Genomic DNA, 25,160 nt, shown 5'->3' with positions numbered 1-25,160 from the left:
TTCAGTCAGCCAGGCCGCGCAGCAGGTCGTTGACGCTGGTCTTGCTGCGGGTCTTGGCATCAACCTGCTTGACGATCACCGCGCAATACAGCGAATGGGTACCGTCCTTGCTCGGCAGCGAGCCGGACACCACCACGCTGTACGGCGGAATGTAGCCGTAGGTGACCTCGCCGGTGGCACGGTTGTAGATGCGGGTGCTCTGGCTGAGGAACACGCCCATGCCGATCACGCTGTGGTGGCCGACCACCACGCCTTCCACCACTTCCGAACGCGCACCGATGAAGCAGTGGTCCTCGATGATGGTCGGGCTGGCCTGCAGCGGCTCCAGCACGCCACCGATGCCGGCGCCGCCGGACAGATGGCAGTGCTGGCCGATCTGCGCGCAGGAACCGACGGTGGCCCAGGTGTCGACCATGGTGCCTTCGCCGACATGGGCGCCGATGTTGGTGAAGCTCGGCATCAGCACCACGTCCTTGCCGAAGTAGGTACCGCGGCGGGCGATCGCGCCCGGCACCACGCGCACGCCACCACGGCGGAACTTCGCTTCGTCATAGCCGGCGAAGCGCGATTCGACCTTGTCCCAGAACGGCGCCGGGCGTGCATCGACCACCGCCATGTCGTTGACGCGGAAATACAGCAGCACGGCTTTCTTCAGCCACTCATTGACCTTCCAGCCGCCCTGGCCGTCCGGCTCGGCGACGCGGAACTCACCGCTCTCCAGGCCGTCGATCACGCGGTTGACCAGCGGCTTGGTCGACCCTTCCAGCTCGTGCAGGGTCAAGGTGGCGCGGCGCTCGAAGGCGCTCTCGATGCCGAACTTGAGTTCTTCCACGCCTGGTGCCGACGGCTTGCGCAGCGACTTGCGGGCGATGGTTTCGGCGCGGACGGCTTCGGCGCTCCTGGCCGGGGCCGGCTTCTTCACAGCACGCTTCACTGCAGCCGTTTTCTTCGCCGGGGCCTTCACCGCAGCGGCCTTCTTCGGCGCAGGAGTCTTCTTCGCGGCCGGTGCGGCAGCAGCGGGTTTCCGGGCCGCTGCGCTCTTGGGGGTCGCGGCGGTCTTCTTGGCGGGCTTGGTGGCCATCAGGCGGGGTCTCCGGCGTTTCGATCAGGGTCCAGGCAGGCCAGCATCGCGTCATGCAGCTGCTGCCGGGCAGGTTCAGTCAGGGGGAGGTCGTGTTCGTCACTGATCACGAAGGTGTCTTCGGCGCGTTCGCCGAACGTGGCAATGCGCGCATCATGCACGCGCAGGCCCTGGTTGCGCAGCACGAACGCCACATCGGCCAGCAGGCCGGGACGGTCGGGTGCGACCAGGGCAAATCGGGTTGCGCCCGGTTCATCGCGGAACTCGATGCGCGGGGCGAAGCGGAAGTGCCGCAGCTGCCGCGGTACCACCCGGCGCGACGGCCGCAGGCGCGACAGGTCACCGTTGAGTGCCTCGCGCAGTGCCGCTTCCAGGTTGGCACTGCTGCCATCGGCAAAGGTGTCGGCCGGGTTCACTTCGAAGGTATCGAAGATGGTGTCGGCCGGACCGTCCAGCACGCGCGCGCGATGGATGCCGTAGCCCTTGCGGTCCAGGGTCATCACGATCGCGGCAAACAGGCCATCACGGTCGGGCGAGTGCACGAACACTTCCAGCGCCGGGTCGTCGACGCTGATCCGGCGCACCTTCACCAGCGCCTGGCCCTGCTTCACCGGCACCAGTGCGGCGGCCTGCCAGGCCAGCTGCTCGGGGCGCAGGCGGATGAAGCCCTCATCCGGCATCACCGCGAACTGGCGGTCGATGGTGGCATCGTCGTAACCCTGCTCGCGCACCAGTGCGCGCACACTGTCACGTGCCTCGGCCACGCGCTCGGCGGCCGGTACCGGGTGCTCCAGCCCCTCGCGCAGCGCGCGCCGGGTGGCAAAGTACAGATCGGCCAGCAGGCGGTCCTTCCAGGCATTCCACAGTTTCGGGCTGGTGCCGGCGATGTCGGCACAGGTCAGCAGGTACAGGTAATCCAGGCGGTCGCGGCTGCCGACCAGGGTGGCGAAGCGATGGATCACCACCGGATCGGCGATGTCCTGCTTCTGCGCGGTCACCGACATGCGCAGGTGCTGTTCGACCAGCCATGCCACCAGCTCGGTATCGGTGCCACTGAGCGCATGCGCCTGGCAGAACGCGCGCGCGTCCACCGCACCCAGCTCCGAGTGGTCGCCGCCGCGCCCCTTGGCGATGTCATGGAACAGGCCGGCCAGCAGCAGCAGTTCCGGCTTGCGCAGGCGCGGCCACACTTCGTGCGCGATCGAGAAGCGCTCGTCGGCGCGGCTGCTGGCGAACTGGCCGATGTTGCGCAGGACCATCAGCGTGTGCTGGTCGACCGTATAGACATGGAACAGGTCGAACTGCATGCGCCCGCTGACCTGGGCAAACGCGGGAATCCACTGGCCAAGCACGCCCAGCCGCGCCATGCGCGAAAGCGTATCGACCGGACGCTGGCCGCGCAGCAGGGCCAGGAACTGCTCGCGTGCATCGGCATCGGCCTGGTCATAGGCCGGCAGCAGCGGCAGCGACTCGGCCAGTGCACGCGCAGTGAGCGAATGCAGGCCGCGTACCTGCGGGTTGTTGGCCCAGCTGGAAAACAGGGCGAACACCTGGCCGATGTCGCCGCGCGGCCAGTCGGCCTCGTTGGCGGCCAGGTAACCACGGCGCAGGGAAAAACCCACGGTCAGCGGCTCCGGCTGGGCCTCGCCGTCGAACTGTTCCTCGAAGCGCTGCAGCAGCCGGTCGCTGATCCGGCGCACCACCAGCGCGGCGCGGTAGAAGCCCTGCATCATCTTCTCGACGCCGAGGTTCTCGGCATCGTCTTCGAAGCCCAGCCGCGCGGCCAGGGTCTTCTGGTAATCGAAACGCAGGCGCTCTTCCGGACGGCGCGCGACCAGGTGCAGGCCGAAGCGCAACCGCGCCAGCACTGCACGTTCGCGCTTCAACGCCGCGGCTTCGTCGGCGCCCAGGTGGCCGAGCCCGACCAGGGCCTCCAGGTCGCGCACGCCGAAGGCACGCAACGCCATCCAGCCCAGCGTATTGAGATCACGCAGGCCGCCGGGGCCATCCTTCAGGTCCGGCTCCAGGTTGTCGGCGGTATCGCCGAAGCGCTGGTGGCGGTTGCGCAGCTCTTCCAGCTTGGCCAGGAAGAAGGCGCGTGCCGGCCACAGTTCGCGGTCGTCGATCGCCTCGCGCAGCGCGCGGCGCGCAGCATCATCGGCCAGGATCGGGCGCGCCTCGATCAACGCGGTCAGCACGGTCTGGTCAGCCGCCGCCTCCCGGCACTGCAATGCAGAACGCACCGCATGGCTGACAGCCAATCCGCAGTCCCACAGCAGCGCGAACAGGCGCGCCAATGCCGCCTCGTGCGCCAGTTGTGCCGGCGGATCGCCGAACACCAGCAGGTCGATGTCCGAACGCGGGAACAGTTCACCGCGGCCATAGCCGCCGACCGCGAACAGCGACAGGCCGCTGTCGGCCGGCAGGCAGCGCTGCCAGGCCAGGCGGATCAGATGGTCGGCAGCGCGCGCGCGCAACGCCAGCAGGCGATCGATGTTGTCGCCCTGGTCGAAGCGGCGGTACAGGCGCGCGTCGGCCTGCTGCAGCGCCTGGCGCGCGGCAGCAGCCCAATCCGGGTCGTTGAGCGACGCGGCCGGCGTGTCCAGCAGCGAACTCGCCGGCAGCATCTTCAGGAAACCTGCGACTCGCCTGGCGACAGGGTCAGCACGTCCACGCCGGTCTCGGTGACCGCGATCATGTGCTCCCACTGCGCCGACAGCTTGCGGTCCTTGGTCACCACGGTCCAGCCATCCGGCAGCACCTTGTTGTAGCGGGTGCCCTCGTTGATCATCGGCTCGATGGTGAAGGTCATGCCGGGCTGCAGCACCAGGCCCTGGCCCGGGCGGCCGTAATGCACCACCTGCGGCTCGTCGTGGTAGACCTTGCCGATGCCGTGGCCGCAGTACTCGCGCACCACGCTGAAACGCTCGCCTTCGGCGTAGCTCTGGATGGCATGGCCGATGTCGCCCAGGGTGGCGCCCGGACGCACCGCACGGATGCCGCGCCACATCGCTTCGTAAGTGGTTTCCACCAGGCGGCGGGCCATCACCGACGGGGTGCCGACGAAGTACATGCGGCTGGTGTCGCCGTGCCAGCCGTCCTTGATGACGGTGACGTCGATATTGATGATGTCGCCATCCTTGAGCACCTTCCCTTCACTGGGGATGCCGTGGCAGATGACATTGTTGACCGAGGTGCACACGGTCTTCGGGAAGCCGCGGTAGCCGACGTTGGCCGGAATGGCACCCTGCACGTTCACGATGTGGTCGTGGCAGATGCGGTCCAGTTCCTCGGTGGTGACACCGGGCTTGACGTGGGGGGTGACGATGTCGAGCACTTCGCTGGCCAGGCGGCCGGCGATGCGCATCATCTCGATTTCCTGCGGGGTTTTCAGATTCACGCTCATGGCACCCATTATCGCCGATCCGGCCGCAATCTGAACGAACGCCGCCCAACTGGCGATCCGGGCCATGCACGATTCCGGCAAGGAAAGTGAAAGCGTGATGGCCTCCACTCTTGCGCCTGCCTATTTATCACGGATTACAGACACTTACGCCTCCTAAGCTGGACCCACTGTCGTCAAAGCGGCGCCGAACGTGCCGTCTTCGCCTTGTTCAACGGACCTTCGGGTCAGGGAGGTTGTCCATGCGATCCCCAGTTCGATCCCCGCTGACATGGGTCATGGCCGGGCTCCTGCTGTCCAGCCCGGCGCTGGCCGCCGACACCACCACCTTCAACGTCACCCTGGTGGTCACCAAGGCCTGCACCATCACGGCGGCGGCCGCCACCAACGTCGACTTCGGCACGGCGGCCTCGACCACCGCCACGCCCACCCTGGGCCAGGGTACGGTGACCGCGCAGTGCTCGGCACTGACGCCCTACACGATTGCGCTGAACGCGGGCGCCAACGCCGGCACCGCCAACGACGTCACCACCCGGCGCATGAAGAACACCAATGCCGCGGTGACCGCCAACAACTATGTCGGCTACCAGCTCTACCAGGATGCCGCACATACCCTGGTCTGGGGCGCCACAACCGGCACCAATACCCAGGCCGGCATCGGCACTGGCCTGGCCGTGCCCTACATCGTCTATGGCCAGATCCTGAACCTGAGCACCAACAACCCGGCCACCGGTAACTACCTGGATACGGTTACCGCCACGATCACCTATTGATGGAGCACGCCCGCATGGCCGGACCCCGCCCGTGGCGCGCCACCGGCGTGGCGCTGCTCGCCCTGTACCTGCTGGCCCCCGCCGGTGCCGGCGCCACCAGCCTGCAGGTCGCCCCGACCAGCCTGCAGCTGGAAGCCCGCCAGCGTGCCGGCGAGCTGTGGCTGACCAACAGCGGCACCTCACCGGTGACGCTGCAGGTGCGCGTGTTCCGCTGGGTGCAGCAGGACGGCCAGGAACAGCTGCTGCCCACCGATGAAGTGATGGCCACGCCGCCGATGCAGGAACTGGCCGCCGGCCAGCAGCAGCTGGTGCGGGTGATGCGTCCGGACAGCGAGCCACCGCCTGCACAGCGGCACTACCGGCTGATCGTGGACGAGGTACCCGACCTGGCCACCCGTGCCGAGGGCATGCAGTTCGTGCTGCGCTATTCGATCCCGGTGTTCGTGCAGCCTTCGGCCGGCCGCCTGGCCCCACGGCTGCAGGCGCGCCTGGTGAAACTGGCGGACGGCCGCAATGGCGTGGAAGTCGCCAATACGGGCGACAGCTACGCACAGATCGCCGATCTTGCGCTGGGCAGCGCCGCGCGCCCGCGCATTGTCCATCCCGGGCTGCTGGGCTACGTGCTGCCGGGCCAGGTGATGCGCTGGCCGATCGAACGCACGGCGATCGACCGCGACAACGACCAGATCACGGCCAAGCTCAATGGCGAGTCGGAACAGACGCCACTGTCGCCCCCACCGGCTCGCTGAGGCGTTGATGGGCGCGCTGTTGGCGGCCCTGGCTCCCGCGGCGACCGAGGCCGCCGATGTGTCCGGCGTGGCGGCCGTTGATGTATCCGGCGTGTCGGCCGATGCAATCCTGCCTCCCCCGACCCCGCTGACCGCCAGCCAGGCGCTGTACCTGGATGTATCGCTCAACAGCACCCCGCGCGGCCTGCTGCCATTCAACGAGAACCGCGGCCGGCTGCAGGCCAGCCCCGAAGTGCTGCGCCAGCTTGGCTTCAACGCCAGCGGCGATGCGCCGGTCTACCTGGACCAGATCAGCGGTGCGGTGGTGCGCTATGACGCGCACATGCAGACCCTGGCACTGGACGTGCCGCTGGACCAGCTCATCCTGCCCACCACCGTGCTCAGCCGCCCGCAGACGCGCGCGCCCACCGGCAACGCCTCGCCCGGCGCGCTGCTCAACTACGACGTCTACGGCAGCCGGGTGGACACGCTCAGCAACCTCAGCCTGAGCGCGGAGCTGCGCGTGTTCGGTATCGGCAACGGGACTTTTGAGAACACCGCCATCAGCCGTCGCTACCAGCAACCCGGCGATCGCCGTTGGCGCGGCGAAAGCGTGCGGCTGGACACCCGCTGGAGCCTTGACTTCCCCGACAGCGCAACGACGCTGGAGGTCGGTGACTTCTACAGCGGCTTCGTCGACTGGACCCGCCCGGTGCGCCTGGGCGGGCTGCAGATCGGCCGCAACTACGGGCTGCAGCCCTACCGCGTACTGACGCCCACGCCGAGCTTCCTCGGCCAGGCCGTGGTGCCCTCCACGGTCGAGCTCTACGTGGACGGCCTGCGCCAGTACAGCGGGCAGGTACCGGTCGGCCCGTTCCAGCTGGCGGCACAGCCCGGGATCAGCGGCACCGGCAATGCGCAGGTGGTGGTGACCGATGCCTTCGGCCGCATGCAGACGCTGGATTTCAGTTTCTATGGCACCCAGCAGCTGCTGGCCAAGGGCCTTTCGGACTGGTCGGCCGGCGTCGGCCACCTGCGCGAGGACTTCGGCCAGCGCTCCTTCGCCTACGACGATCGCACCGTGGCCAGTGCCAGCTGGCGCGGAGGCATCAGCGATACCTTCACTGGCGAGGCGCATGCCGAAGGCGGCGGCGGCCTGGCCCAGGCCGGTGTCGGTGGCTGGTGGCTGCTCGGCGCCGCTGGCGTGTTCAATGCCGCCTATGCGCACAGCGGCTACCACGGCCTGCAGGGTGGGCAATGGGCACTGGGCTACAGCTGGAACAACCGTCGCTTCAACGTCAATCTGCGCAGCGTACGCAGCCATGGCGATTACCGCGACCTCGGCGCACTGCAGGGCAACCTGCCGCCGAGCATCAGCGAGCAGGCCACGCTCGGCCTGGACCTGCTGCGGCTGGGCACGCTCAGCGCCAGCTATCTGCGCCTGCGCTACCCGGATGGAGACGACAACCGCTATGCCAGCCTGTTCTGGTCACGTACCTGGAGCCAGCGCTGGTCGGCCTATCTTTCGGTAAACCAGAACCTGGACCGCAGCGACGACCGCAGCATCTACCTGTCGGTGACTGCCAGCCTGGGCAACAACCGCCAGGCCAGCCTTTCGAGCCAGCGCAACGGCGACAGCCAGAGCTGGGTGGCGGACGTGACCCAGCCAGTGCCGGGCGATGGCAGCGCCGGCGGCGTCGGCTGGCGCGCGCAGCTGCGCCACGGCGAGGACGGCAACGGCGGCCTGGCCGAGGTCGGCATCCTCAACGATGTCGGTCGCTACTCGTTCGGCGCCTCGCGCCAGGATGGACTCAACTATGCCTACGCCAGCGCCAGCGGCAGCCTGGTGTGGATGGGCGGGCACACCTTCGCCACGCGCGAGGTGTCCGATGCGTTCGCGGTGATCAGCACCAATGGGGTGGGCGGCGTCCCGGTGCGGCTGGAGAACCGCCTGATCGGCGTCACCGATGATCGCGGCCTGCTGCTGGTCAGTCCGTTGCTGTCCTGGCAGCGCAACCGGGTCTCGATCGACACCCTGGACCTGCCCGAAGACATGCGCGCCGACCGCATCGAGGACTGGGTGACCCCGCGCCAGCGCGCCGGCACCCGCGTGACCTTCCAGCTGCGCTCGCGGCCGTCACTGAGCCTGACCCTGCTGGCAATGGACGGCCAGCCTCTGGAGGTCGGCAGCGAGGTGCGGTTGCCCGATGGCCGCCAGGCCACGGTCGGCTACGACGGCCTGCTCTATCTGGAAGACGTTGCCGCCGGCAGCGTGCTGTACGTCACCACCAGCCGCGGCCCCTGCCGCGTGAAAGTGCCGGACCTGCCCAAGGTGGTGGCGTCCGGCGCACGGCCGAAGCCGGCGCCGCAGCAGTGCATCCCGGAGGTGGCGCCATGAGGGTGCTGCTGCTCGTCCTGCTGCTCTGGGCCGGCCTGCTGGCAGCGGCGCCCGCCGGTGCCACCGCGGTCTGCACGGCGGTCGCCAATCCGACCCTGCCGTTCGGCAACATCAACAGCAATGCACCCGGCCCGAGTACGGCCAACCTCAACATCACGGTGACCTGCACCACCGCCGCGCTGAGCCTGCTGGCCACCACCGGCGTGCGCGTCTGCGTGGGCATCGGCGCAGGCAGTGGCGGCGGCAGCAGTTCCACCTTCCGCACGATGGCCACCTCCAGCAGTGACACCCTGAATTTCCAGCTGTACAACAACGCCAGCTTCGGCCAGGTCACCGGACTGGTGCCGCGCGGCACGCCACCTGCGCAGGAACTGACCATGACCTACAACGTGCCGCTGGTGACGGGCGGCAGCGGTGCGCAGTCCATACAGCTGTTCGGGCAGATCCCGGCCAACCAGATCCTGGCCTCCGGCGCGTACAGCAGCACCTTCAGCGGGGCCAACGTGGTCCTGACCTGGGCCTGGAACGAAGTCCTGCTCGGTACCGCCACCGTGCCCGCCACCTGCAATGGCGGCGCCACCGGCACCAACAGCGCCAGTGCAGCCTTCAGCTTCACCGCCACCGCCAACGTGCTGCCGCAATGTGGCAGCTACGTCACCACCACCATGGACTTCGGCAACGTCACCGGCGGCATTCCGGCCAACATCGACCGGACCGCCACCCTCACCCTGACCTGCCTGAAGAACACTGCCTTCCAGGTCGGCCTCGACAACGGCCAGAACAATCCCACCGCCACCACCACCCGGCGCATGGCCACCACCCTCGGCGGAAGCACCTATTACCTCGCCTACGAGCTCTACCGGGACTCGGCGCGGAGCCTGCGCTGGGGCAATACCCTGACCGTCGACACGGCCAGCGGCACCGGTACCGGCAGCGCGCAGCAATTGACCATCCATGGCCGGGTGCCACCGGTCAGCGGCCAGCCGCCGGCCGGCACCTACAACGACCTGGTGACGGTGACGATCACCTACTGACCGGCGTGCCGACCAACGGTCGGCACCCACCGGACGAAGGCCGTGCCGAGCGCCGGCTCGGCGCTACAGTTCCGGCACATCCCGCCGATACCGCGCAGCAAGTCTTTCAGCATGGTGGATGGCAGGTGGTTCGCACATTCCTGATCGGGGCGATGCTGGTCGCCAGCCTGCCGGCATGGGCCGAACCCAGCAGCCCCCTGCAGATCCGGCTGACCGTGGTTGAATCCTGCAGCGACGATGGCGGCGGCATCCGCTGCCCGGCACCGCACCAGCGCAGTGACGCACCCCAGGCGCCGCGCCAGGTCCGCGAGCTCGCACCACCGGCGACGGACGGGAACGCAACACCCTCCGTGACCCTCATCTACTGATGCGCGCGTTGCTGATCCTGCTGGCACTGCTGCTGGCACTGCCTGCCGCAGCGCTGGAGCTGTTGCCGACCACCCTGCAGCTGCCGGCCCAGGGCGGCAGCGCCGAACTGTGGTTGCACAACCCCGGGCCCGGCCGCTGGCAGGGCCAGGTGCAGGTGCTGGCGTGGGATCAGCAGCTGGACGCCGAACGACTGCACCCCAGCGACCAGATCCGGGTCAGCCCGGCGCGGCTGGACCTGGCCCCCGGCAGCACCCAGCGCGTCTGGCTGTTGCTAGGCGATCCGCCAGCGGCGGCCGCTGAACAGGCCTATCGGGTCGTACTGGCACCGACGTTGCCGGGGTTGCCGCGCTATTCGCTGCCGCTGTTCCGCGGCCCAGCGGGGCCAGCACTGCAGGCCCGGCTGCTGGGCCGCGTCGAGGCCCACGGGTCTCTGGCGGTACTGCGACTCAGCAATGCCGGTACCCTGCACGGCCGCCTGCACGATCTGCGCTTCATCACGGCGGACGGCCAGGCAACGCTGCTGACGGCTGGCCTGGCCGGCTACATTCTTGCGGGCCATGAACGCCGCTGGCCCCTGCCTGCCCGCGCCGATGGCTATGCAGGCGGCCGCTTCCAGGCACGCCTGCAGGACGGCCGCGAGGTCGATCTGGCCGCAACTGACCCTGCAATTGCAGCAAGCACCCCCAGCGGGCTATAATCGACCGGATTCCTGCCGCCAGCGTGCGCACGAACCCGTCCACACCGGACGTCACCGGTGAATCCACACCTGCTGCCCCCATCCGTGCCGGGGTGCTCCGCAAGGAGTTCGGCCACGGAGGCAACAGGGAAGCCCAACCCCGGAACCGATCGCGCTTCCACGCGTCCCGCATACCTATCCCCGCGGGCGGAATCGCTGGTTCCATATCAGGAGTATTGCAATGCCCCAGGTCACCATGCGTCAGATGCTGGAAGCCGGCGTCCACTTCGGCCACCAGACCCGCTACTGGAACCCGAAGATGGCTCCGTACATCTTCGGCGCCCGCGGCAAGATCCACATCATCAACCTGGAAAAGACCGTCCCGCTGTTCAATGACGCGATGAACTTCATCTCGTCGGTTGCCCAGAAGCGCGGCACCGTCCTGTTCCTGGGCACCAAGCGCAGCGCCCGCGAAACCATCAAGGAAGAAGCCGAGCGTTGCGGCATGCCGTTCATGAACCAGCGTTGGCTGGGTGGCACCCTGACCAACTTCCGTACCGTCAAGCAGTCGGTTGCCCGCCTGAAGGAACTGGAAGCCGGTGAAACCGACGGCACCTTCGAGAAGCTGGTCAAGCACGAAGTGCTGGGCCTGCGTCGCGAGCGCGACAAGCTGGAAGCCTCGCTGGGCGGCATCAAGGACATGAACCGCCTGCCGGACGCCATCTTCGTGATCGACATCGGCCACGAAGACATCGCGATCAAGGAAGCCAAGAAGCTGGGCATCCCGGTCATCGCCGTGGTCGACACCAACTACAACCCGGAACTGGTTGATTACGCCATCCCGGGCAACGACGACGCCATCCGCGCTGTGCAGCTGTACGCCCGCGCCGCTGCCGACGCCGTGCTGGAAGGCAAGGCAGCTGCCCCGCACGCCGCTTCGGTGCGCGAGGAAGAATTCGCTGAAGCCGCTGCTGAAGGCGAAGAGAAGCCGGCCCGCCGCGCTCCGGCCAAGAAGGCTGCCAAGAAGGGCGACGACGCCCAGGCCTGATCCAGGCCCCGGGTGGACGCCCGGCGTCCACCCTCCCTGCACGCAGCCATCGGCGCGTGACAGGACCGTGTCACACGGGCCGGCCACCATGCCGGCCCAACCCCTTTCTTTCGTGAGGTAATCCCGTGGAAATCACTGCTTCCCTGGTCAAGGAACTGCGCGAGCGCACCGGCGCCGGCATGATGGAATGCAAGAAGGCGCTTACCGAAGCCAACGGCGACATCAACGCCGCTGCTGAAGCCATGCGCAAGTCCGGCGCCGCCAAGGCCGACAAGAAGGCTGACCGCGTGGCCGCCGAAGGCCGCCTGGGCCTGGCCCAGGACGGCGGCAAGGCCGTGCTGGTCGAAGTCAACTCGGAAACCGACTTCGTCGCCAACGATGACAACTTCAAGTCCTTCGTCAACGCCGTCGCCGCTGCTGCCCTGGCATCGGGCGCCAACGACGTCGAAGCCGTGAAGGCCGCCACGCTGGCCGACGGCCGTACCGTCGAGGAAGCCCGCGCCACCGCCGTGCAGACCCTGGGTGAGAACATCCAGATCCGCCGCATGGTCAAGGTCGACACCACCGGCAACATCGGCGCCTACGTCCACACCAACGGCAAGGTCGGCGTGCTGGTCGACCTGATCGGCGGCGACGTCGAGCTGGCCCGTGGCCTGGCCATGCACGTGGCCGCGCTGAAGCCGCCGCACAACAAGGCTGCGGACGTCCCGGCCGAGTTCGTCGAGAAGGAAAAGGAAATCGAGCTGGCCAAGATGACCGATAAGGACAAGGCCAAGCCGGCCGACATCCTGGAAAAGATCATCAGCGGCAAGATCAACAAGATCGTCAGCGACGTGACCCTGTACGGCCAGACCTACGTGCTGGGCGACACCACCGTCGAGCAGGTGGTCAAGGCCGCCGGCGCCGACGTGGCAGGCTTCAAGCTGCTGATCGTCGGCGAAGGCATCGAGAAGGTGGTGGAAGACTACGCCGCCGAAGTTGCCAAGGCGATGCAGGTCTGATTCCAGCCTTCCGGCTGTGAAGCGACCAGAAGGAGCCGCGGGAAACCGCGGCTCTTTTTTTATGCATGGACCCAGGGATCAACCCATGGCCCAGCGGTGGATGCGCACCGTTGGTGCGCACAACCGGCACCTTTGCGTTGCGCGCGAATCAAGCCGATACTCGGCGCAGGGAATCCACAGTCATTTAGCAGGAACGAAAATCGCGGACTGTGATGCATTCCTAGGTATTCTTGTCCTAATGGAATTGAACGACCCGACATGCCTCCCGAGCTGACAGCTGCCCTGGCGCTCTGCCGCAACCTGCCTTCGCCACCCGGTATTGCCCTGCGCATCATCGAACTGGCCCAGGACCCGGAAGCGGACATCGCCACCGCTGCCGACATCATCGCCATCGACATGGCGCTGAGCGCTCGCATGCTGCGCATCGCCAATTCGCCGCTTTACGCCAGCCGCCGCCGGATCGAGAACCTCGGCCAGGCGCTGACCATGCTGGGCCTGAACGCCACGATCAGCCTCGCCCTCGGCTTCACCGTCACCCAGGGCCTGACCGGCGGCACCGGCGCCGACCACGACCTGCGCCAGCGCGCGTGGAAGCGCAGCATCCTCAGCGCCCTGGCTGCCAGCCAGCTGGGCCAGGCGCGCGGCCTGCGCCGGCTGGAAGAACTGATGCTGGCCGGCCTGCTGCAGGACCTGGGCGTACTGTGCCTGGCCCAGGCCGAGTCGGAGCGCTACCTGCCGCTGCTGCGCGAGGCACGCGACAACATCGACCTGGTCGCCCGCGAACGCGAGGAACTGGGCTGCAGCCATGCCGAGGTCGGCGCGTGGGTGGCCGAGCAATGGGGCCTGCCCCGCTACCTGGTGGAGAGCATCAGCCACAGCGAGGACGAGGACGCCGCCGAATCGCCGTTCCAGGCCTGCGTGCAGCTGTCCGGCGCGGTGGCCGACATCTGGCTGGACAGCGACGCCGACGCCGCGCGTGAGCGCGCCCTGCAGCAGGTGCACGACCGCCTGGAGCTGGACAGCGCGCGCTTCGACCAGGTCCTCGCCCGCATCAGTGAAGCCCTGCCCGACATCGCCAGCCTGTTTGATGCCGGCCTCAATTCACCGGCGCGGGTGCGCGAGCTGATCGATCACGCGCAGGAGCTGGCCACGCTGCGCAACCTGCGCGAACTGCAGGACGCCGACCAGGCACGACGCCGCGCCGACGAGTTCGAGGCGCGCGCCAAGCGCCTCGCCGACCAGGCCCATCGTGACGCGTTGACCGGCGTGCTCAACCGCCGCCAGCTGGAAGCGGTGCTGGAGCAGGAATTCCTGCGCGCCGGCCGCCAGGGCTGGCCATTGTCGGTGGCCTTCATCGACCTGGACGACTTCAAGAAGATCAACGACGCCCACGGCCACCTGACCGGCGACGAGGTACTGCGCGCCTTCGCCGGCAAGCTGCAGGGCCAGCTGCGCAACAGTGACACCGTCGCCCGCTTCGGCGGCGAGGAATTCGTCGCGCTGCTGCCAAACACCAGCGAAAGCGTGGCCCTGGACGTGATCCGCCGGGTGCTGGCCAATATCGTCGCCACGCCGATGGCCGAGCTGGAGGGCGGGCCGCTGTTCGTCACCTTCTCCGCCGGCGTGGCCACCCAGGGTGGCTACGAGCGCTTCGCCGACGTGCAGGACCTGCTGCGCGCAGCCGACGACGTGCTGTACCGCTCCAAGAACCTGGGCCGCAACCGGGTGATCGCCCGCTCGCCAGGTGCCCTCGGCCACGACGAGCTGTCGGCCACCGCTGGCGCCGAGCTGGGCTGAACGGGAAGCCCCGTTTGACCGCGGCGAACGACCGGATTCTGCGCCGCAGTGCACAAAACACTTTGGCACGACGCCGCATGCGCGTAGAATCGCCCGCGATTTCCACGCACCCGAGGTCCTCATGTCCAAGCTCGCCTATCGCCGCATCCTTCTGAAACTGTCCGGGGAGGCGCTGATGGGAGACGAGGACTACGGCATCGACCCGAAGGTCATCAATCGCCTGGCGCGCGAGGTCATCGAAGCCCAGCAGGCCGGTGCCGAAGTGGCGCTGGTGATCGGCGGCGGCAACATCTTCCGCGGCGCCGGCCTGGCCGCCGGCGGCATGGACCGGGTCACCGGCGACCAGATGGGCATGCTGGCCACGGTCATCAACGCCCTGGCCATGCAGGATGCCCTCGAGAAGCTGGGCGCCAAGGCCCGCGTGATGAGCGCGATCAAGATCAACGACGTGTGCGAGGACTACATCCGCCGCCGCGCCATCCGCCACCTGGAAAAGGGCCGCCTGGTGATCTTCGCCGCCGGCGTCGGCAGCCCGTTCTTCACCACCGATTCCGGCGCCGCCCTGCGCGCGATCGAGATCGGCGCCGATCTGCTGCTGAAGGCCACCAAGGTCGATGGCGTGTACGACAAGGACCCGAACAAGCACAACGATGCGGTCCGCTTCGACAGCCTGAGCTACGACGAAGTGATCCGCCGCGGTCTGGAAGTGATGGACACGGCGGCCTTCGCATTGGCCCGCGACAGCGACCTGCCGATGCGCGTGTTCGACATGGGCCAGCCGGGCGAGCTGCTGAAGATCCTCAACGGCGCGAACATCGGCACCCTGGTCCAGGGCCGCGACCCGGCCTGAGCCTGAGCGCAAAGCGGCGATCGGGCCGATTCAGGCCCGGCAGCGTCCCGTATTCGCCTATAATCGCCCGATTCCAGATACATCCAGGACCGGGCGATGCTCAACGACATCAAGAACAACGCGCAGACGCGCATGGCCAAGAGCATCGACGCTCTGAAGCACACCCTCACCTCCATCCGGACCGGGCGTGCCACGCCTGCCCTGCTGGACCGCGTGACGGTCAGTGCCTATGGCAACGCCAGCACCCCGCTGAACCAGGTTGCCTCGATCTCCAACGCCGACGCGCACTCGCTGCTGGTCACGCCGTTCGACAAGGGCATGATCAAGGAGATCGAAAAGGGTCTCTACAACGCCGAGTTCACCCCGAACACCCTCGGCACCGCGATCCGCATCAACATGCCGCCGCCGACCGAAGAGCGCCGCAAGGAGCTGGCCAAGCAGGTGCAGAAGGAAGGTGAAGGCGCCAAGATCGCGATCCGCAACATCCGTCAGGACGCGAACAAGGAAATCGCCAAGCTGGTCAAGGACAAGGCGATCAGCGAAGACGAGAAGAAGCGCGGCGAAGACGACATCCAGAAGCTGACCGACGCCAACATCAAGGACGTCGACAAGGTCGTCGCCGACAAGGAAAAAGAACTGCTGTCGGTCTGAAGTCGATGCCTTCAGCCCCGCCTCCGTTACCGGCCGCCCTGCCCCGCCACATTGCCATCATCATGGATGGCAATGGGCGCTGGGCTCAGCAGCGCCGTCGCCCCCGCGTGATCGGCCACCGTGCCGGCGCGCGCGCGGTCAACCGCACCATCGAGCGCTGCCTTGAACTGGGCATTCCGGCGCTGACCCTGTTCGCCTTCTCCAGCGAGAACTGGGGCCGGCCGCAGGAGGAAGTGGATGCATTGATGAAGCTGTTCCTCGGCGCGCTCGACCGCGAGGTGGACGAGCTGCACCGGCGCGGCGTGCGCGTACGCTTCATCGGCGAACGCGAGCGCTTCGGTGCCGGGCTGGTCAGCCGCATGCAGCTGGCCGAACAGCGCACCGCCGACAACACCACCCTGACCCTGTCGATCGCGGCCAGCTATGGCGGCCGCCAGGACATCGCCCGCGCCGCGCGCGCCCTGGCCGTCGAAGTGGCGGCCGGTCGCCTGTTGCCCGAGCAGATCGACGAATCGCTGCTGGGCAGCCAGGTCGCCCTTGCCGACCTGCCGCCGCCGGACCTGTTCATCCGCACCGGCGGCGACACCCGCATCAGCAACTTCCTGCTGTGGCAGCTGGCCTACACCGAGCTGTGGTTCACCGAGGCCCTGTGGCCGGACTTCGATGCCGGGCAGCTGCAGCAGGCGCTGGACGCCTATGCCGGCCGCGAGCGTCGTTTCGGCCTGACCAGCGCCCAGATTGCCGCACTGGCCACCGAGACTTCCAGCCCATGACCAAGACCCGAGTCCTCGCCGCGCTGATCATGGCGCCGGTTGCCATTGCGGCGATCCTGCTGCTGCCCACGCAATGGCTGGCCGCCGCCGCCGCTGCGGTGCTGCTGATCGGCCTGTGGGAATGGCTGAAGCTGGCCGGTATCGAAGACACCCTGGCACGCACCGTACTTCTGGTGCTGAACCTGCTGCTGATGGTGCTGCTGGTCTGGGCCGATGGCAGTACGCTGGTGCTGTTCCAGATAACCACGCTGGCCGGCGTTGCCTGGTGGCTGGCCGCGCTGGTCTGGCTGCGCTTCTTCAATTTCGGTGCACAGCCGTCGGCGCCCTCGCGCATCCTGAAGATGCTGGCCGGCACGCTTGCCATCGTGCCCGCCTGGGCCGCGCTGGTGCTGATCCATGCCGGTGGCGATCCGCCGGGCAAGCAGGGCCACCTGTGGCTGCTGGCTGCACTGGCACTGGTGTGGGCGGCCGACTCGGGGGCCTACTTCGCCGGCCGCCATTTCGGCAAGCACAAGCTGGCCCCGCGGATCAGCCCCAACAAGACCTGGGAAGGCCTGTTCGGCGGCCTGTTGGCCGGTGTCGCCGTGGCCGTCGGCCTGGGCTGGCTGGCCGGGATCGATACCGCACACCTGCCGGGCCTGCTGATCACCGCGGTCGTGGCCGTGTTCGCCTCGGTGCTGGGTGACCTGTTCGAGAGCCTCATCAAGCGCCACGCGGGCGCCAAGGATTCGGGCCACCTGATCCCGGGCCATGGCGGCGTGCTCGACCGGGTCGACGGCGTCCTCGCCGCCGTCCCGGTGTTCGCGCTGGGCAAGGAAATCTTCGGGTTCTGACCATGAATGCTGCTGCAGACCTGCGTCGGGTCGCCGTATTCGGCGCCACCGGCTCGATCGGTGCCTCCACGCTGGACGTGATCGCCCGCCACCCGCAGCGCTACCAGGCGACCGTGCTCGCCGCCGGACGCCAGGTGCAGGGGCTGCTGGCGTTGTGCCGCCAGCACAAACCCGCGCACGCGGTGATCGCCGACGAATCGCTGTTTGCCGAACTGCGTGACGGCCTGCGCGACGCCGGACTGGCCACCGAAGCCCATGCCGGCCATGCCGCGCTGGACCAGCTGGCCGCCAGCGACGCCTGCGATACCGTGGTCGCGGCCATCGTCGGCGCTGCCGGCCTGTCCTCGACCCTGGCCGCGGCCGCCGCCGGCAAGCGCATCCTGCTGGCCAACAAGGAATCGCTGGTGCTGGCCGGCGAACTGCTGACCCGTACCGCCGAACGTGCCGGCGCCGAAATCATCCCGATCGACAGCGAACACAGCGCGATCTTCCAGTGCCTGCGCTCGCGCGACGCCAGCGTCGACGGCGCCGGCGTGCGCCGGATCCTGCTGACCGCCTCCGGCGGCCCGTTCCGTGGCCGCAGCCGCGCCGAACTGGCCCAGGTCACCCCGGCCCAGGCCGTTGCCCACCCGAAGTGGTCGATGGGACCGAAGATCTCGGTCGATTCGGCGACGTTGATGAACAAGGGCCTGGAAGTCATTGAGGCCCACCACCTGTTCGGCGTGCCCGGTGAACGCATCGAAGTGCTGGTGCACCCGCAGAGCCTGGTCCATTCGCTGGTCGAGTTCGTCGACGGCTCGACCCTGGCGCAGATGGGCCTGCCGGACATGCGCACCACCCTCGCCGTTGGCCTGGGCTGGCCACAGCGCATCGAATCGGGCGTGGCCGGGCTGGACCTGCTGGCCCAGGGCCGGCTGGATTTCGAGGCCCCGGACACCGACGCCTTCCCCTGCCTGGCCCTGGCCTGGCAGGCGATGCAGGCCGGCGGCACCGCACCGGCGGTGCTGAATGCTGCCAACGAGGAGGCGGTTTCAGCGTTTCTTCAGGGCCGGATCGGTTTCCTGACGATCCCGGCGCTGGTTGCTAACGCTCTTTCAACACTGCCGACGCAAGCAGCCGATACACTGGAGGTCCTGTTGTCCGCCGACCAGCGGGCACGCCAGCTCACCCTGAACGCCATCGACGCCGCCTGAACGACCGCCTCGCCCAGCATGACGCCGCCGCCCCTGCCCGCCACTGTGAGCCTGCATGACTGACTTCATCGGATCGGTCTGGTGGATGATTGTCAGCCTCGGGCTGCTGGTCACGTTCCACGAGTTCGGGCATTACTGGGTCGGGCGCCTGTGCGGGGTCAAGATCCTGCGTTTCTCGGTCGGCTTCGGCCGGCCGCTGTGGTCGCGCCGCGACCGGCATGGTACCGAGTTCGCCATCGCCGCCATTCCGCTGGGTGGCTACGTGAAGTTCCTCGACGAACGCGAGGTCGAAGTCCACCCGCACGAGCGCGGCCAGGCCTTCAACCACAAGACCGTCTGGCAGCGCATCGCGATCGTTGCCGCCGGCCCGATCGCCAACCTGCTGCTGTGCATCCTCCTGCTGTGGGCGATGTTCGTGATCGGCAAGCAGGATTACTCGCCCACCGTCGGCCGCGTCAGCGGCATCGCCGCCAGTGCCGGCCTGGCCAGCGGCGACCGCGTGCTGCGCGTGGACGACCGCCAGGTGGTCACCCTCGGCGAGGCCAGCATGGCACTGACCGCGGCCGCGATGGACCGCCGCGACGTGAAGCTGGAAGTGCTGGATACGGCCGACCAGGTGCGCACGCGCACCCTGCCGCTGTCGCAGCTGCCGGCGGGTTTCGATGAGCGGCGGGTGCCGATCCTGGCTGGCATGTACTGGCAGTCGTGGCTGCAGCCCGCGCTGGTCGAGTCGCTCACCGCGGACTCCGTGGTGGCCGGGCAACTGCAGCCGGGCGACCTGATCGTGGCCATTGACGGCCAGCGCATCGACGGCGCCGACCAGGTGATCGGCGAGATCCAGGCGCTGGGCCGTGCCGGTGGCCCGGGCATGATCGAGGTCCTGCGTGGCGGCGAGCGCCTGGCGCTGGAAGTGACGCCACGCAAGGGCCAGGACGCCAAGGGTGGCCCCACGTGGCAGATCGGCGTTCAGTTCCCGACCAAGTTCAGCCCCCCCTACGACACCCTCCTGCGCTACGGCCCCCTGGACTCGGTCACCGTCGCGGTACGCGAAACCGGCCGCCTGGCGGCCGACTCGCTGGGCATGATGGGCCGCATCGTCACCGGCAAGGCCTCGCTGCAGAACGTTTCCGGGCCGGTCACCATCGCCCGCGTGGCCAATGTCTCGGCCAAGCGCGGCCTCGACTGGTTCCTGCAGTTCCTTGCCCTGCTGTCCCTCAGCCTGTGCATCATCAACCTGCTGCCGATCCCGATCTTGGACGGCGGCCACCTGCTGTATTACCTTATCGAGTTGGTCAAGGGCAGCCCGCTGAGCGAGCGTGCCATCGCCGCCGGCCAATACATCGGCCTGGCGTTGCTGGCCGGGCTGATGGGGTTGGCGTTCTACAACGACATCCTCGGCCTGGTCCCGCGATGAACTTTTCCATGTTGTTGCCGTCTACAGCGTCGGCATCCCGCACCAATGAAATCGACCTTCCTACCGGACGTGACATGACGCGACTCCCCAATCGCCGCCTGCTGGCCCTCGCCCTCGCCGCCGTCACCGGCGCTCCCGCCCTGGCCCAGGCAGCCGAGCCCTTCACTGTCAGCGACATCCGCGTCGATGGCCTGCAGCGCATCAGCTCGGGCACGGTATTCACCTACCTGCCGGTGGAACGTGGCGAGACGGTCACCGACAACAAGGTCGGCGAGACGATCCGCGCCCTGTACAAGACCGGCTTCTTCGAAGACGTGCAGCTGGACCGCCAGGGCACGATCCTGGTGGTGACCGTCAAGGAACGTCCGGCGATCAACAAGCTGACCGTGACCGGCAACAAGGACATCAAGTCCGACCAGCTGCTCAAGGGCCTGTCCGACATCGGCCTGACCGAGGGCGGCACCTTCGATCGCCTGAGCCTGGACCGCGTGACCCAGGAACTGCGCCGCCAGTACAACGACCGTGGCAAATACAACGTCGACATCACCCCGACGGTGAGCCCGCTGGACCGCAACCGCGTGGACATCGCCATCGCCATCAAGGAAGGCAAGGCGGCCAAGATCCGCCACGTCAACCTGGTCGGCACCGAAAAGTTCGAGAGCAAGGACATCCTGGAGACCTGGGAGTCCAAGGAGCACAACTGGGCGTCGTGGTACCGCCGTGACGACCAGTACTCCAAGGAAAAGCTGTCCGGTGACCTGGAAAAGCTCAACTCCTGGTACCTGGACCGCGGCTACGTCGATTTCAGCATCGATTCCACCCAGGTCTCGATCAGCCCCGACAAGCGCGACATGTTCCTGACCGCGGGCGTGACCGAGGGTGCGCAGTACAAGATCTCCGAGATCAAGGTCAGCGGCGACACCATCCTCCCGCAGGAGGACGTCGAGCGCATGGTGATCCAGAAGTCCGGCGACACGTTCTCGCGTGCCCTGCTGGAATTCAGCTCGGACACCATCACCAATTCGCTGTCCAACATCGGCTACGCGTTCGCCAAGGTGAACCCGATCCCGACCACCAACCGCGCCGAGCAGACCGTCGCCATCAACATGCAGGTCGTGCCCGGCCCGCGCGTGTCGGTGCGCCGCATCCTGTTCCGTGGCAATACCCGCACCTCCGATGAGGTGATGCGCCGCGAAATGCGCCAGTTCGAGAACAGCTGGTACTCGCAGGCCGCGATCGACCGCTCCAAGATCCGCCTGCAGCGCCTGGGCTACTTCGAATCGGTGGAAGTGGAGACCCCGGCCGTCAGCGGCAGCAACGACCAGGTCGACGTCGTCTACAACGTCAAGGAAACCACCTCGGGCAGCTTCGTGTTCGGCCTGGGCTACTCGCAGTCCTACGGCATGACCACCTCGGTGCAGCTGTCGCAGAACAACTTCCTTGGCGGCGGCAACCGCGTGTCGGTCGAAGCCTCGCGCAGCAGCTACCTGCAGCGCTACGGCTTCAGCTACACCAACCCGTACTTCACCGATGACGGCGTGTCGCTGGGCTATAACCTGTCCTGGCGCGAACTGGACTACTCCGACTTCAATACCGCGCAGTACAACAGCACCAATGGTTCGGCGCAGGTGGTGTTCGGCGTGCCGCTGACCGAGACCGATACCGTCTCGCTGATGTTCGGCATCGACAGCAACCAGATCACCACCTACCAGGGCTCGACCCCGCAGTCGATCATCGACTACATCAACGCGGTCGGTAAGCGCACCTTCCACGCCTGGCGCACCGAGCTGGGCTGGGCGCGCGACTCGCGCAACGACTACTTCATGCCGACGCGCGGCACCTACCAGCGCATCGGCCTGGAAACCACGCTGCCGGGTTCGACCATCGAGTACTACAAGCTGAACTACCAGATCAGCAAGTACTGGCCGATCATGCCGTCGCTGGTGATCAACACCCGCGCGGAAATCGGCTACGGCGATGCCTACGGCAACGACTACACCCGTACGCTGACCAATCCGGATGGCACCACCCGCACCGTCACCGCCAGCGGCCTGCCGTTCTTCGAGAACTTCTACGCCGGTGGCACCAACTCGGTGCGCGGCTTCGAGGACAACACCCTCGGCCCGCGCGAAGTCACCACCGGTTATCCGGAAGGCCAGCCGCTGGGTGGTTCGCTGAAGACCGTCGGTTCGGTCGAAGCCTACTTCCCGCGCCTGTTCGACAGCCCGTCGGCACGCGTGTCGGCCTTCGTCGACTTCGGCAACGTCTACAACGGCACCCAGAACTTCAAGGCCAACGAGCTGCGCGTGTCCACCGGCGTGGCCCTGCTGTGGCGCGCCCCGGTCGGCCCGATCTCGATCAGCTACGCCTTCCCGCTGAAGAAGGAAGACGATGACAAGATCGAGCGTCTGCAATTCACGTTCGGTGGCCAGTTCTGAGGAACGTTGTTCCCCAGAACTGGTCCACCTCCGGTGAATTGCCCGCGCATTTCACCTATCCCCCGCGCCGCTGGCGCGCCCCCCTTAACAAAGGGGGGCTCTCCACCAGACGGGGTGCGAAGCGCCGGGCTCTGCCCGGCGTTTTCGTTTTGCAGATGACACTGCACGGCACGGGCTTTTGGCCGCGCTCGCGGGAAATTGTCCAGAGGCGGCGGGTGGCCCTGGACAGGACCGTTGGCGCCATGGATGGCGCCATCGAGCACCATGGAGGGGGTTTTGCGTGTCCTGGCCAGGGCCACCCGCCGCCTCCCGCCCGTACCAGGCAGGCGCCAAGCCTTGCCCCCGCATGACCGAAATGGCGTCACACGTTAAACTCCCGCCGTGAATACTCCCACCTACACCGCCCAGCAACTCGCCGAGCAGTTCGGCCTGCAGGTCCATGGCGACCCCGCCACCGCCATCCATGGCGTGGCCACCCTCGCCCATGCCGGCCCTGGCCAGCTGACCTTCCTTGCCAACCCGCGCTACCGCGCCCAGCTGGCCGACAGCCAGGCCTCGCTGGTGGTCCTGCGTGCCGACGACGCCGAGGCCGCCCCGGGCACTGCGCTCGTCGCCAAGGACCCGTACACCGCGTTCGCCAAGATCGCCGCGCTGTTCGACATCGCGCCGACCCGCCCGCCGGGCATCCACCCCAGCGCCGTCATCGACCCCAGCGCCCAGGTGGCCGCCAGCGCCCATATCGGCCCGTTCGTTTCGGTCGGTGCGCGCAGCGTGGTCGGCGAGAACTGCATCATCGGCACCGGCAGCGTGATCGGCGAGGACTGCAGCCTGGATGCCGGCTGTGAACTGATCGCCCGCGTGACCCTGGTCACCCGGGTCACGCTGGGCAAGCGCGTGCGCGTGCATCCCGGTGCCGTGCTCGGCGCCGACGGTTTCGGCCTGGCGATGGACGCTGGCAAGTGGATCAAGGTGCCGCAGCTCGGCGGCGTCCGCATCGGCGACGATTGCGAGATCGGCGCCAATACCTGCGTCGACCGCGGCGCGCTGGAAGACACCGTGCTGGACGAGGATGTGCGCCTGGACAACCTGGTGCAGATCGCCCACAACGTGCAGATCGGCGCGCATTCGGCCATCGCCGGCTGCACCGGCATCGCCGGCAGCGCCAAGATCGGCCGCTACTGCCTGCTTGGCGGCCACGTTGGCGTGGTCGGCCACCTCGAAATCTGTGACAAGGTCGTGATCACCGGCAAGTCGGTGGTCCGCAACTCCATCCATGAGCCAGGCGAGTACTCGTCCGGCACCCCGTTGACCGACAACCGCACGTGGCGCAAGAACGCCGCGCGCTTCAAGCAGCTGGACGCATTGGCTCGCCGCGTCCTGGCTGCTGGCAAGGAGAAAGAATGAACGATTCGCTGCAGCTTCCGATCGATGTCTGCCAGATCCAGGAACTGCTTCCGCACCGCTACCCGTTCCTGCTGGTGGACCGGGTGCTTGAACTCGACGTCGAGGCCAAGCGCATCCTGGCGCAGAAGAACGTCAGCATCAACGAGCCGTTCTTCCAGGGCCACTTCCCGGGCCGCCCGATCATGCCCGGCGTGCTGATCATCGAAGCGCTGGCGCAGGCCGGCGGCGTCATGACCCAGCTCACGCTCGGCCGCGATGCGCAGTCCAAGCTGTTCTACATGGTCAAGGTGGAAAACGCCCGCTTCAACAAGCAGGTCGTGCCCGGCGACGTGCTGATGCTGGACGTGCAGATGAAGCGCCTGATCCGCAACATGGGCTGGTACTACGGCGAAGCCAAGGTCAACGGCGAAGTCGTCGCGTCGGCCGAGGTCATGTGCGCCGGCGCCAAGGGCTGATCCACTGGAGGCAGCAATGACTGACAACGCACCGCGGATCCACCCCACCGCCGTCATCGATCCGGCCGCGCGCCTGGCCGACGATGTGCAGGTGGGCGCCTTCACCCTGATCGGCCCCGATGTTGAAATCGGCGCCGGCACGGTGGTGGGCCCCCATTGCAGCATCCACGGCCCGACCTGGATCGGCCGCGACAACCGCTTCGTCGGTCATGCCGCGATCGGTGGCGAGCCGCAGGACAAGAAGTTCGCCGGTGAGCGCACCGAACTGGTGATCGGCGACCGCAACGTGTTCCGCGAGTTCGTCACGCTCAACCGTGGCACCGGCGGCGGCGGCGGCATCACCACCATCGGCAACGACAACTGGATGCTGGCCTACACGCACGTGGCGCACGACTGCCATGTCGGCAATTTCTGCGTGTTCTCCAACAACACCACCCTGGCCGGCCACGTGACCGTGGGCGACTACGTGATCATCAGCGGCTTCGCCGGTGCCCACCAGTTCTGCCGCATCGGTGCGCATGCCTTCCTCGGCATGGGCGCGCTGACCAATGGCGATGTACCGCCGTTCACCATGGTCGGTACCGATTCGCTGGGCCGCCCGCGCGGCATCAACAGCGAAGGCCTGAAGCGCCGCGGCTTCGACGCCGACCGCATCTCGGCCATCAAGCGTGCCTACCGCACGCTGTACGTGGCCGGCCTGCCGTTGGCCGAAGCCAAGCAGCAGCTGACCGAACAGGCGCGTGACAGCAATGACGTGAAGGCCATGCTGGACTTCATCGAGCACGCCGAGAGGCCCTTGCTGCGATGAGCAGCACGACCGGCCAGGCGGCGGCCGGCGCCG

At 67.5% G+C, this 25,160-nt stretch carries 22 protein-coding genes; 19 read left to right on the top strand and 3 right to left on the bottom strand.

From position 1 onward, the window contains the following. Position 1 precedes the first annotated feature (1 nt). Genes dapD through map form a run of 3 tightly spaced genes read right to left on the bottom strand, consistent with a single transcriptional unit; the run spans position 2 to position 4,496 of the window. Positions 2 to 1,081, bottom strand: coding sequence for a 2,3,4,5-tetrahydropyridine-2,6-dicarboxylate N-succinyltransferase (dapD, locus tag AC5P5W_RS02070; protein WP_014646511.1), 1,080 nt, complete (start codon positions 1,079 to 1,081; stop codon positions 2 to 4). After that, positions 1,081 to 3,690, bottom strand: coding sequence for a [protein-PII] uridylyltransferase (locus AC5P5W_RS02065; protein ID WP_495220874.1), 2,610 nt, complete (start codon positions 3,688 to 3,690; stop codon positions 1,081 to 1,083). Before AC5P5W_RS02065 ends, dapD begins: the two co-directional genes overlap by 1 nt. A 20-nt stretch (positions 3,691 to 3,710) precedes the next feature. Beyond that, positions 3,711 to 4,496: a type I methionyl aminopeptidase gene (gene map, locus AC5P5W_RS02060; RefSeq protein ID WP_005412748.1), complete on the bottom strand. Its 786-nt coding sequence runs from the start codon at positions 4,494 to 4,496 to the stop codon at positions 3,711 to 3,713. A gap of 230 nt (positions 4,497 to 4,726) precedes the next feature. On the opposite strand from map, the gene AC5P5W_RS02055 reads away from it, so the two are divergent. The 19 genes from AC5P5W_RS02055 to lpxA all read left to right on the top strand — a co-directional run bounded on the left by AC5P5W_RS02055 (position 4,727) and on the right by lpxA (position 25,127). Beyond that, positions 4,727 to 5,257, top strand: a complete 531-nt coding sequence (locus tag AC5P5W_RS02055; RefSeq protein WP_032956855.1) for a Csu type fimbrial protein — start codon at positions 4,727 to 4,729, stop codon at positions 5,255 to 5,257. Then, positions 5,257 to 6,006 (top strand): fimbrial biogenesis chaperone, encoded by a 750-nt coding sequence (locus AC5P5W_RS02050; protein WP_049441557.1) that lies wholly within the window; start codon positions 5,257 to 5,259, stop codon positions 6,004 to 6,006. The genes AC5P5W_RS02055 and AC5P5W_RS02050 overlap by 1 nt, the downstream gene beginning before the upstream one ends. Positions 6,007 to 6,013: 7 nt before the next feature. Next, positions 6,014 to 8,383: a fimbria/pilus outer membrane usher protein gene (locus tag AC5P5W_RS02045; protein ID WP_495220796.1), complete on the top strand. Its 2,370-nt coding sequence runs from the start codon at positions 6,014 to 6,016 to the stop codon at positions 8,381 to 8,383. Continuing rightward, a complete protein-coding gene (locus AC5P5W_RS02040; protein WP_164076959.1) occupies positions 8,380 to 9,417 on the top strand; it encodes a Csu type fimbrial protein in 1,038 nt (345 codons plus the stop codon). Before AC5P5W_RS02045 ends, AC5P5W_RS02040 begins: the two co-directional genes overlap by 4 nt. A gap of 152 nt (positions 9,418 to 9,569) precedes the next feature. Next, positions 9,570 to 9,785 (top strand): hypothetical protein, encoded by a 216-nt coding sequence (locus AC5P5W_RS02035; protein WP_032956850.1) that lies wholly within the window; start codon positions 9,570 to 9,572, stop codon positions 9,783 to 9,785. Continuing rightward, positions 9,785 to 10,483 (top strand): molecular chaperone, encoded by a 699-nt coding sequence (locus AC5P5W_RS02030; RefSeq protein WP_197574140.1) that lies wholly within the window; start codon positions 9,785 to 9,787, stop codon positions 10,481 to 10,483. The genes AC5P5W_RS02035 and AC5P5W_RS02030 overlap by 1 nt, the downstream gene beginning before the upstream one ends. Before the next feature lie 220 nt (positions 10,484 to 10,703). Then, positions 10,704 to 11,510 carry a 30S ribosomal protein S2 gene (rpsB, locus tag AC5P5W_RS02025; protein WP_005408748.1) on the top strand — a complete coding sequence of 269 codons (807 nt, stop codon included), beginning with the start codon at positions 10,704 to 10,706 and terminating at the stop codon, positions 11,508 to 11,510. A 125-nt stretch (positions 11,511 to 11,635) separates the two neighbouring features. After that, complete coding sequence (gene tsf, locus AC5P5W_RS02020) at positions 11,636 to 12,511, top strand: translation elongation factor Ts (RefSeq protein WP_032956847.1); 876 nt, start codon at positions 11,636 to 11,638, stop codon at positions 12,509 to 12,511. A gap of 258 nt (positions 12,512 to 12,769) precedes the next feature. Then, positions 12,770 to 14,308 (top strand): GGDEF domain-containing protein, encoded by a 1,539-nt coding sequence (locus AC5P5W_RS02015; protein ID WP_046429719.1) that lies wholly within the window; start codon positions 12,770 to 12,772, stop codon positions 14,306 to 14,308. Between the two features lie 121 nt (positions 14,309 to 14,429). Beyond that, positions 14,430 to 15,158, top strand: a complete 729-nt coding sequence (gene pyrH / locus AC5P5W_RS02010; protein WP_075075661.1) for a UMP kinase — start codon at positions 14,430 to 14,432, stop codon at positions 15,156 to 15,158. Positions 15,159 to 15,254: 96 nt separating this feature from the next. After that, a complete protein-coding gene (frr, locus tag AC5P5W_RS02005) occupies positions 15,255 to 15,809 on the top strand; it encodes a ribosome recycling factor (protein WP_014646499.1) in 555 nt (184 codons plus the stop codon). A 5-nt stretch (positions 15,810 to 15,814) separates the two neighbouring features. Next, entirely contained in the window at positions 15,815 to 16,582 is a 768-nt protein-coding gene (gene uppS / locus AC5P5W_RS02000; RefSeq protein WP_032956844.1) for a polyprenyl diphosphate synthase, read from the top strand. Continuing rightward, the gene (locus AC5P5W_RS01995; RefSeq protein ID WP_014646497.1) at positions 16,579 to 17,415 is read left to right on the top strand and encodes a phosphatidate cytidylyltransferase; all 837 of its coding nucleotides are present in this window, start codon (positions 16,579 to 16,581) and stop codon (positions 17,413 to 17,415) included. Before uppS ends, AC5P5W_RS01995 begins: the two co-directional genes overlap by 4 nt. Before the next feature lie 2 nt (positions 17,416 to 17,417). Continuing rightward, entirely contained in the window at positions 17,418 to 18,608 is a 1,191-nt protein-coding gene (locus AC5P5W_RS01990) for a 1-deoxy-D-xylulose-5-phosphate reductoisomerase (protein WP_049403801.1), read from the top strand. A 55-nt stretch (positions 18,609 to 18,663) separates the two neighbouring features. After that, positions 18,664 to 20,022: an RIP metalloprotease RseP gene (rseP, locus tag AC5P5W_RS01985; protein WP_014646495.1), complete on the top strand. Its 1,359-nt coding sequence runs from the start codon at positions 18,664 to 18,666 to the stop codon at positions 20,020 to 20,022. 74 nt (positions 20,023 to 20,096) lie between these two features. Then, on the top strand, positions 20,097 to 22,460 hold the full coding sequence (gene bamA / locus AC5P5W_RS01980; protein WP_032956838.1) for an outer membrane protein assembly factor BamA: 2,364 nt from the start codon (positions 20,097 to 20,099) through the stop codon (positions 22,458 to 22,460). Positions 22,461 to 22,841: 381 nt separating this feature from the next. After that, entirely contained in the window at positions 22,842 to 23,864 is a 1,023-nt protein-coding gene (lpxD, locus tag AC5P5W_RS01975) for a UDP-3-O-(3-hydroxymyristoyl)glucosamine N-acyltransferase (RefSeq protein WP_014646493.1), read from the top strand. Further along, positions 23,861 to 24,319, top strand: coding sequence for a 3-hydroxyacyl-ACP dehydratase FabZ (fabZ, locus tag AC5P5W_RS01970; protein ID WP_005415845.1), 459 nt, complete (start codon positions 23,861 to 23,863; stop codon positions 24,317 to 24,319). The genes lpxD and fabZ overlap by 4 nt, the downstream gene beginning before the upstream one ends. 16 nt (positions 24,320 to 24,335) lie before the next feature. Next, entirely contained in the window at positions 24,336 to 25,127 is a 792-nt protein-coding gene (gene lpxA, locus AC5P5W_RS01965) for an acyl-ACP--UDP-N-acetylglucosamine O-acyltransferase (RefSeq protein ID WP_197574142.1), read from the top strand. The last annotated feature ends 33 nt before the right edge of the window (positions 25,128 to 25,160 follow it).

It is taken from the genome of Stenotrophomonas sp. YJH_SMC_123 (assembly GCF_059368215.1).
This window is presented reverse-complemented; position numbering and strand designations above follow the sequence as displayed.

Bases quoted from the DNA above. Each gene is read 5' to 3' on its own strand.
- AC5P5W_RS01990 (WP_049403801.1), top strand. From the start codon at position 17,418: ATGAATGCTGCTGCAGACCTGCGTCGGGTCGCCGTATTCGGCGCCACC.
- rseP (WP_014646495.1), top strand. From the start codon at position 18,664: ATGACTGACTTCATCGGATCGGTCTGGTGGATGATTGTCAGCCTCGGG.
- AC5P5W_RS02045 (WP_495220796.1), top strand. From the start codon at position 6,014: ATGGGCGCGCTGTTGGCGGCCCTGGCTCCCGCGGCGACCGAGGCCGCC.
- AC5P5W_RS02030 (WP_197574140.1), top strand. From the start codon at position 9,785: ATGCGCGCGTTGCTGATCCTGCTGGCACTGCTGCTGGCACTGCCTGCC.
- AC5P5W_RS02040 (WP_164076959.1), top strand. From the start codon at position 8,380: ATGAGGGTGCTGCTGCTCGTCCTGCTGCTCTGGGCCGGCCTGCTGGCA.
- lpxA (WP_197574142.1), top strand. From the start codon at position 24,336: ATGACTGACAACGCACCGCGGATCCACCCCACCGCCGTCATCGATCCG.
- rpsB (WP_005408748.1), top strand. From the start codon at position 10,704: ATGCCCCAGGTCACCATGCGTCAGATGCTGGAAGCCGGCGTCCACTTC.
- AC5P5W_RS02035 (WP_032956850.1), top strand. From the start codon at position 9,570: ATGCTGGTCGCCAGCCTGCCGGCATGGGCCGAACCCAGCAGCCCCCTG.
- map (WP_005412748.1), bottom strand. From the start codon at position 4,496: ATGGGTGCCATGAGCGTGAATCTGAAAACCCCGCAGGAAATCGAGATG.
- AC5P5W_RS02015 (WP_046429719.1), top strand. From the start codon at position 12,770: ATGCCTCCCGAGCTGACAGCTGCCCTGGCGCTCTGCCGCAACCTGCCT.
- AC5P5W_RS02050 (WP_049441557.1), top strand. From the start codon at position 5,257: ATGGAGCACGCCCGCATGGCCGGACCCCGCCCGTGGCGCGCCACCGGC.
- frr (WP_014646499.1), top strand. From the start codon at position 15,255: ATGCTCAACGACATCAAGAACAACGCGCAGACGCGCATGGCCAAGAGC.
- bamA (WP_032956838.1), top strand. From the start codon at position 20,097: ATGACGCGACTCCCCAATCGCCGCCTGCTGGCCCTCGCCCTCGCCGCC.
- pyrH (WP_075075661.1), top strand. From the start codon at position 14,430: ATGTCCAAGCTCGCCTATCGCCGCATCCTTCTGAAACTGTCCGGGGAG.
- uppS (WP_032956844.1), top strand. From the start codon at position 15,815: ATGCCTTCAGCCCCGCCTCCGTTACCGGCCGCCCTGCCCCGCCACATT.
- AC5P5W_RS02055 (WP_032956855.1), top strand. From the start codon at position 4,727: ATGCGATCCCCAGTTCGATCCCCGCTGACATGGGTCATGGCCGGGCTC.
- dapD (WP_014646511.1), bottom strand. From the start codon at position 1,081: ATGGCCACCAAGCCCGCCAAGAAGACCGCCGCGACCCCCAAGAGCGCA.
- fabZ (WP_005415845.1), top strand. From the start codon at position 23,861: ATGAACGATTCGCTGCAGCTTCCGATCGATGTCTGCCAGATCCAGGAA.
- AC5P5W_RS01995 (WP_014646497.1), top strand. From the start codon at position 16,579: ATGACCAAGACCCGAGTCCTCGCCGCGCTGATCATGGCGCCGGTTGCC.